The following is a 6,349-nucleotide window of genomic DNA, read 5'->3' as shown; positions in this document are numbered from 1 at the left end:
CGGCCGCCGCAGCGCCCGGTGCCGCGCCCGCCGGTGCCGCCGCCCCGGCCGCAGCCGCCGCGGTGACGGCGCCCGTCACCCCGGCGCCCGCGGCCGCGGCACCGCACGTGGACGGCGGTCCCGCGACGACCTCGACCGTGTCGCGCATCGTCATCACCAGCGGCCCGAAGGCAGGCCTCGAGCTGCCGCTCGGCAACGAACCGCTCACGATCGGACGCTCCAGCGAATCCGGGCTCGTCGTGCGCGACGACTACACGTCCAGCCACCACGCGCGCCTCGTGCTGTGGGGCGACCAGTGGATGATCCAGGACCTCGACTCGACCAACGGCACGTGGCACGACGGCGCCCGGGTCGCATCGCCCGTCCCGATCAAGGTGGGCGCCCCGATCAAGGTGGGCGCGACGACCTTCGAGCTGCGGAAGTAGCGGGCGGACTCCTCGCACATGGTCTTCCAGGGCTCGAGCACCGCGATCTCGCACACCGGCAAGGTCCGCTCCAACAATCAGGACTCGGGGTACGCCGGTTCGAACCTGTTCGTCGTCGCCGACGGCATGGGCGGTCATGCGGGCGGCGACGTCGCCTCGAGCCTCGCGATCGCACGCCTGGAGGCGCTCGATCAGCCCTACGACACGACCGCCGCGGCCGAGAGGGCGCTGCGTGACGCGATCTCAGAGGCCGCGGTCGACCTGATCGACACGGTGCACGTGCGCCCGGAGCTCGCCGGCATGGGCACGACCGTCAGCGCGCTGATCATGGTCGACGACTACGCCGTCATCGCCCACATCGGCGACTCGCGCATCTACCTGTACCGCGACGACACCCTGACGCAGATCACGACCGATCACACGTTCGTGCAGCGGCTCGTCGACTCCGGCCGCATCACTCCCGAAGAGGCCCGCTACCATCCGCGACGCTCGGTGCTCATGCGCGTGCTCGGCGACATGGATCCCGATCCCGAGCTCGACACGTTCATCATGCCGACCCAGCCGGGCGATCGCTGGCTGCTGTGCTCGGACGGCCTGTCGGGCGTCGTGGACGACGCGCACACGTCCAAGGCGCTCGGCATGGGGCTGGCGCCGGGCCGCACCGCTGACATCCTGCTGAAGCAGGCACTCGACGGCGGCGCACCCGACAACGTCACGATGGTCATCGTCGACGTCGGCGGGCAGCATCCCGTCTTCTCCGGCACGGCGACCATCGTGGGATCGGCCTCGAACCCCAAGGGCGTCGAGGTGCCTGCGGCCGCGCCGCGCCGCGGCGGCTGGCTGCATCCGAACCGCCAGGCCGCCAACGAGCCGACGCACTTCGAGCCTGCGCCGGAGTTCCTCGAAGAGCTCATCGAAGAGGACCGCCGCCGCGCCCGCCGTCGCCGCGTCGGCTGGATCGCCGGCGTCGCACTGGTGCTCATCCTCATCTCGGGCGCGCTGTGGCTCGGCTACCAGTGGACGCAGACGCGCTACTTCGTCGGCGCCGACGAGGACACCGTGGTCATCTACCAGGGCGTGCAGCAGAACCTCGGCCCGATCTCGCTGTCGCAGCCGTTCGAAGAGACCGGCATCCCCCTCGATTCGCTGTCGGACTTCGCACGTGCGACGGTGGAGGGGACGATCTCGGCGAGCTCCCTCGAGGATGCCCGCCGCATCGTGGCCGATATCAGCGATCTGGCGGGAGGTGGCGGATGAGCGCGCCCGTGACGACGCCGCCCGACGGCGTCACGGCAGACACCGCGGTGATCCGCGCCCTGCGCCGCATCCGCGTGCCACAGACGCAGCGCAACCGCGAGCTCGCGCTGCTGATCTTCGCTTTCGCGATCAACGGCTCCGCTGTCGCGCTGGTGCAGCTGGGCGCGCTCGGCGCCATCGACTGGACCTTCCTGGTGTACTGCGGCGGGCTCACCGCGCTCGTGATCGCGCTGCACATCCTGCTGCGGCTGCGGGCACGGGATGCCGACCCCTTCGTGGTCCCGATCGCGACGGTGCTGACGGGCATCGGGCTGGCGATGATCTACCGGCTCGACATCGCCCGAGATCGGCACGGCTGGGACGCGTTCTCGACGCGGCAGCTCGCATGGGCGGCGATCGCGCTCGTCGCCGCGATCCTCGTGGTGCTGTACCTGCGCAACTACCGCGTGCTGTTCCGCTACACCTACATCTTCGGTCTCGTCGGCATCGTGCTGCTGATCCTGCCGATCATCCCGGGCCTGGGCACCGACGCGAACGCCGACGTCTGGGTCTCGCTCGGGTTCTTCTCGTTCCAGCCGGGCGAACTCGCGAAGATCTCGCTCGGCATCTTCTTCGCCGGCTACCTCGTGCGCACGCGCGAGAGCCTCACCTCGACGGGCACGCGCTTCCTCGGGCTCACCTGGCCGCGCGCCCGCGAGCTCGGCCCGCTGCTGGTCATCTGGCTCGTCTCGCTCGGCATCATCGTGATGCAGCGCGACCTCGGCACCGGCCTCCTCATCTTCGGCATGTTCGTCGCGATGCTCTACGTCGCCACCGGCAAGACCAGCTGGGTCGTCATCGGCGTCGTGCTCGCCGCGGGCGGCGCGTTCGTGGCATCCCGGTTCCTGCCGTATGTCGGCAACAGGTTCACGATCTGGCTGGATGCTTTCAATCCCGAGCTGATGGACAACTCGAGCTTTCAGCTGGTCAACGGCATCTTCGGCATGGCGAACGGCGGCCTGCTGGGTACCGGTCTGGGGCAGGGGCGGCCGTATCTGACGCCCGTGGCCGAGAGCGACTACATCCTTCCCGCGCTCGGCGAGGAGCTCGGGCTGATCGGAGTCTTCGCGATCCTGTGCCTGTACATGGTGTTCACGAGCCGCGGCATCCGCATCGGCCTGGCCGGCCAGGACGACTTCGGCAAGCTGCTGGCGACCGGGCTGTCGTTCACGATCGCGCTGCAGGTGTTCATCATGGTGGGCGGGGTCACGCGCCTCATTCCGCTGACGGGCCTGACCACGCCGTTCCTCGCGGCGGGCGGTTCGTCGCTCGTCGCCAACTGGATCATCGTCGCGCTGCTGCTGCGCATCTCGGACGCCGTCCGCAGCCGGCCCCGGGTGGTGATCGGCTGACATGACCGCCCTTCGACAGGCTCAGGGACCGGGTCTCGGCCCGAGCGGACCCCGGCGGGGAGGTGCTTCGTGACCAAGGAGCTCCGGCGCCTCAGCATCCTGATGCTGATCATGTTCCTCGCGCTCTTCGGCTCGGCCAGCTGGATCCAGGTCGTCCAGAGCGACGAGCTGGCGGGGAACCCCGCGAACCGGCGGTCGCTGTACGACTCGTTCGAGGTGCAGCGCGGCTCGATCATCGCGAGCGGCACGGCGATCGCCTCGTCGGTGCCCTCCGACGACCTGTACACGTGGCAGCGCGTCTACACCGACGGCTACATGTGGGCCCCGGTGACCGGCTACATCAACCCCGCGCTCAACTCGCTGACCAACATGGAGCTGGAGATGAACCAGGAGCTCAGCGGCACCGCGGGGTCGCAGTTCCTGTCGCGCGTCGAGCGCATCTTCACGGGCCAGCCGCCGCGCGGCTCGAGTGTCGTGCTGTCGCTCGACGCCGAGGTGCAGCGCGCGGCGTTCGAGGCCCTGGGAGATCTGCAGGGCGGCATCATCGCGATCGAGCCGTCGACCGGTCGCGTGCTCGCGCTCGTGACGAGCCCCAGCTATGACACCAACGTGCTCGCCTCGCACGACACCGTGGCCGTCAACGAGGCCTACGACCAGCTCGTCGCCGACCCGGGCAAGCCGCTGTCGGACCGCGCGATCGGCGGCGACGTCAATCCACCGGGCTCGACGTTCAAGCTCGTGGTCGCCTCTGCCGCCCTCGCGTCGGGCGACTACACGCCGCAGTCGACGCTGCCGAACCCCGCGCAGTACCAGCTGCCGCAATCGAGCAGCATCGTGCACAACGCCAGCGGCGGCGCCTGCGGCCCAGGCGACACCGTCACGATCGCCGACGCCCTGCGCCTGAGCTGCAACATCCCGTTCGCCGAGCTCGCGGTCGAGCTGGGCGACGACGCGATCCGCGAGGAAGCCGAGAAGTACGGGTTCAACACCTCGATCGACATCCCGCTCACCTCGACGCCGTCGGGCTACCCGCGCACGATCAAGGACGACGCGCAGACCGCCCTCAGCGGCTTCGGCCAGGGCCAGGTGACCGCGACACCGCTGCAGATGGCGATGGTGTCGGCCGGCATCGCCAACGGCGGGGTCGTCATGAACCCGCGCATGGTCGACCGCGTCATCGGGCCCGACCTCTCGGTGCAGAAGACGTACGAAGACACCGAGTTCGGCCGCGCGCTGGATGGGAGCCTCGCCGATGAGCTGGTCACCATGATGGTCGCCAATGTCAGTGACGGTGCGGCGTCGGGTGCAAGAATAGACGGCGTCGACGTGGCCGGAAAGACGGGCACCGCGGAGATGGGTACCGGCGATCCGTACACGCTGTGGTTCACCGGGTTCGCGCCCGCACAGGATCCGCAGGTCGCCGTCGCCGTCGTCGTGGAGGACGGCGGCGGGCAAGGACAATCGGGAAGCGGCAACACGATCGCCGCTCCCATCGCGAAGAAGGTCATGGAGGCGGTGCTGGGCAGATGAGACCGACGCAGGGCGTGACCTTCGGCGGCCGTTACGAACTCGACTCGCGCATAGCGATCGGCGGCATGGGCGAGGTCTGGGAGGCGACCGACCACGTCATCGGGCGCACCGTCGCCATCAAGATCCTCAAAGACGAGTACATGGGCGATCCAGGCTTCCTGGAGCGCTTCCGCGCCGAGGCCCGCCACGCGGCGCTGGTCAACCACGAGGGCATCGCCAGCGTGTTCGACTACGGCGAAGAGAACGGCAGCGCGTTCCTCGTGATGGAGCTCGTGCCCGGTGAGGCGCTGTCCACGATCCTCGAACGCGACGGATCGCTGTCGACCGACAAGACCCTCGACATCGTCGCGCAGACGTCCGCGGCGCTGCAGGCCGCGCATGCCGCGGGCCTCGTGCACCGCGACATCAAGCCGGGAAACCTGCTGATCACGCCCGACGGGCGTGTCAAGATCACCGACTTCGGCATCGCGCGCATCGCCGACCAGGTGCCGCTCACCGCGACCGGCCAGGTCATGGGGACTGTGCAGTATCTGTCGCCCGAGCAGGCGTCCGGGCACCCGGCGTCGCCGGCCACCGACATCTACTCGCTGGGCATCGTCGCGTACGAGTGCCTCGCGGGCAAGCGTCCATTCACGGGCGAGTCGCAGGTCGCCATCGCCATGGCCCAGATCAACGAGCAGCCGCCGCCGCTGCCTGCGACGGTCGCCGTGCCGGTGCAGAACCTGGTGATGGCGATGATCGCCAAGAAGCCGGAAGAGCGCCCGGCGTCGGCCGCTGCGGTCGCCCGTGCGGCGACCGCCCTGCGGCGGGGCGACGTCGCGGCGGCAGCGGCCGCCGTGCCGGCTATCGCCGGCGGCGTCGTCGCGGGCGGGGCGGCCACGCAGCTGCTCGGCGCCGGCGACACCTCGGCCGCGACCAAGCTCATGCCCGCCCCGGGTGAGCCGGTCGCCGAGCCCGAGGCCGAGAAGAAGAAGCGCAGCCCGTGGACATGGCCGCTCATCGCGCTCATCGCGCTGCTGCTGCTGGTGCTCGTCGGCACGCTGTGGGCGATCTTCGCGAACCGCGGCGGAGACCCCGAGCCGACCAAGTCCACGCCGACGACCTCGCAGACACCCACGCAGTCCGCCACACCCACGCCGACGACCGGCACGGTCGTGGCCGCCGACTACATCGGTCAGGACTGCAACACGGCGTCTGCGGCGCTCGACGGCCTCGGATTCGCGACGCGCTGCGTCGAGGGCAACGCGGCCCCCGATGCCGACAGCGAGGGCAAGGTCTATGCAGTGGCGCCGACGGGCAACGTGCCTCTGGCCACCATCATCGAGCTGACGGTGTACGCCGGTCAGGTTCCGATGGACCCGCCGGCCGCACCGACGCTGTCCGACCCGATCGAGGAAGAGGGCACGGTCACCGTGCAGTGGTCCGGCTACAGCTGCCCCTCCGGCACGGGCCAGGTCAGCTCGTACAACTTCACGGCCACCCAGGGAGTGTTCCCGACCACGGGCCAGTCGACCTCCTCGTTCGGACCGGACGAGCGCTCGGCCGAGGTCCAGGTCACCGGCAAGGCCGGCGCCTCTCTGATCGTGACGTACACCGTCACCTGCAGCGGTGGCACGGCAGGCGAGCGTACGACCGGCACGTCCGAAGAGGCCACCGGCATGATCGAGGCTGCAGCGCCCGAGCCTGAGCCCGAGCCCAGCCCCTCCGGGACTGCAGCCGCGAAGCCCAAGCCGTGAGTTCCCCGAG

General features: G+C 69.9%; 5 protein-coding genes. All 5 read left to right on the top strand.

The features are described 5' to 3' along the window. Nucleotides 1-425, top strand: a 425-nt coding sequence (locus IF188_RS17700) for an FHA domain-containing protein FhaB/FipA (protein WP_191173119.1), incomplete at its 5' end; no start/stop codon positions are given. Nucleotides 426-443: 18 nt separating this feature from the next. Next, complete coding sequence (locus IF188_RS17695; protein ID WP_191173118.1) at nt 444-1,682, top strand: PP2C family protein-serine/threonine phosphatase; 1,239 nt, start codon at nt 444-446, stop codon at nt 1,680-1,682. Next, nucleotides 1,679-3,073 carry an FtsW/RodA/SpoVE family cell cycle protein gene (locus IF188_RS17690; protein ID WP_191173117.1) on the top strand — a complete coding sequence of 465 codons (1,395 nt, stop codon included), beginning with the start codon at nt 1,679-1,681 and terminating at the stop codon, nt 3,071-3,073. Before IF188_RS17695 ends, IF188_RS17690 begins: the two co-directional genes overlap by 4 nt. Before the next feature lie 69 nt (nt 3,074-3,142). Next, nucleotides 3,143-4,603, top strand: a complete 1,461-nt coding sequence (locus IF188_RS17685) for a peptidoglycan D,D-transpeptidase FtsI family protein (protein ID WP_191173116.1) — start codon at nt 3,143-3,145, stop codon at nt 4,601-4,603. Then, nucleotides 4,600-6,339 (top strand): serine/threonine-protein kinase, encoded by a 1,740-nt coding sequence (locus IF188_RS17680; RefSeq protein WP_191173115.1) that lies wholly within the window; start codon nt 4,600-4,602, stop codon nt 6,337-6,339. The genes IF188_RS17685 and IF188_RS17680 overlap by 4 nt, the downstream gene beginning before the upstream one ends. Nucleotides 6,340-6,349: the final 10 nt, after the last annotated feature.

Origin of the sequence: Microbacterium helvum (assembly GCF_014779795.1) — a bacterium.
In the GTDB taxonomy this organism is placed as follows: Bacteria; Actinomycetota; Actinomycetes; order Actinomycetales; family Microbacteriaceae; genus Microbacterium; species Microbacterium helvum.
This window is presented reverse-complemented; position numbering and strand designations above follow the sequence as displayed.

Excerpts from the sequence above, each read along its gene's own strand:
- IF188_RS17695 (WP_191173118.1), top strand. The coding sequence starts at position 444 with ATGGTCTTCCAGGGCTCGAGCACCGCGATCTCGCACACCGGCAAGGTC.
- IF188_RS17690 (WP_191173117.1), top strand. The coding sequence starts at position 1,679 with ATGAGCGCGCCCGTGACGACGCCGCCCGACGGCGTCACGGCAGACACC.
- IF188_RS17680 (WP_191173115.1), top strand. The coding sequence starts at position 4,600 with ATGAGACCGACGCAGGGCGTGACCTTCGGCGGCCGTTACGAACTCGAC.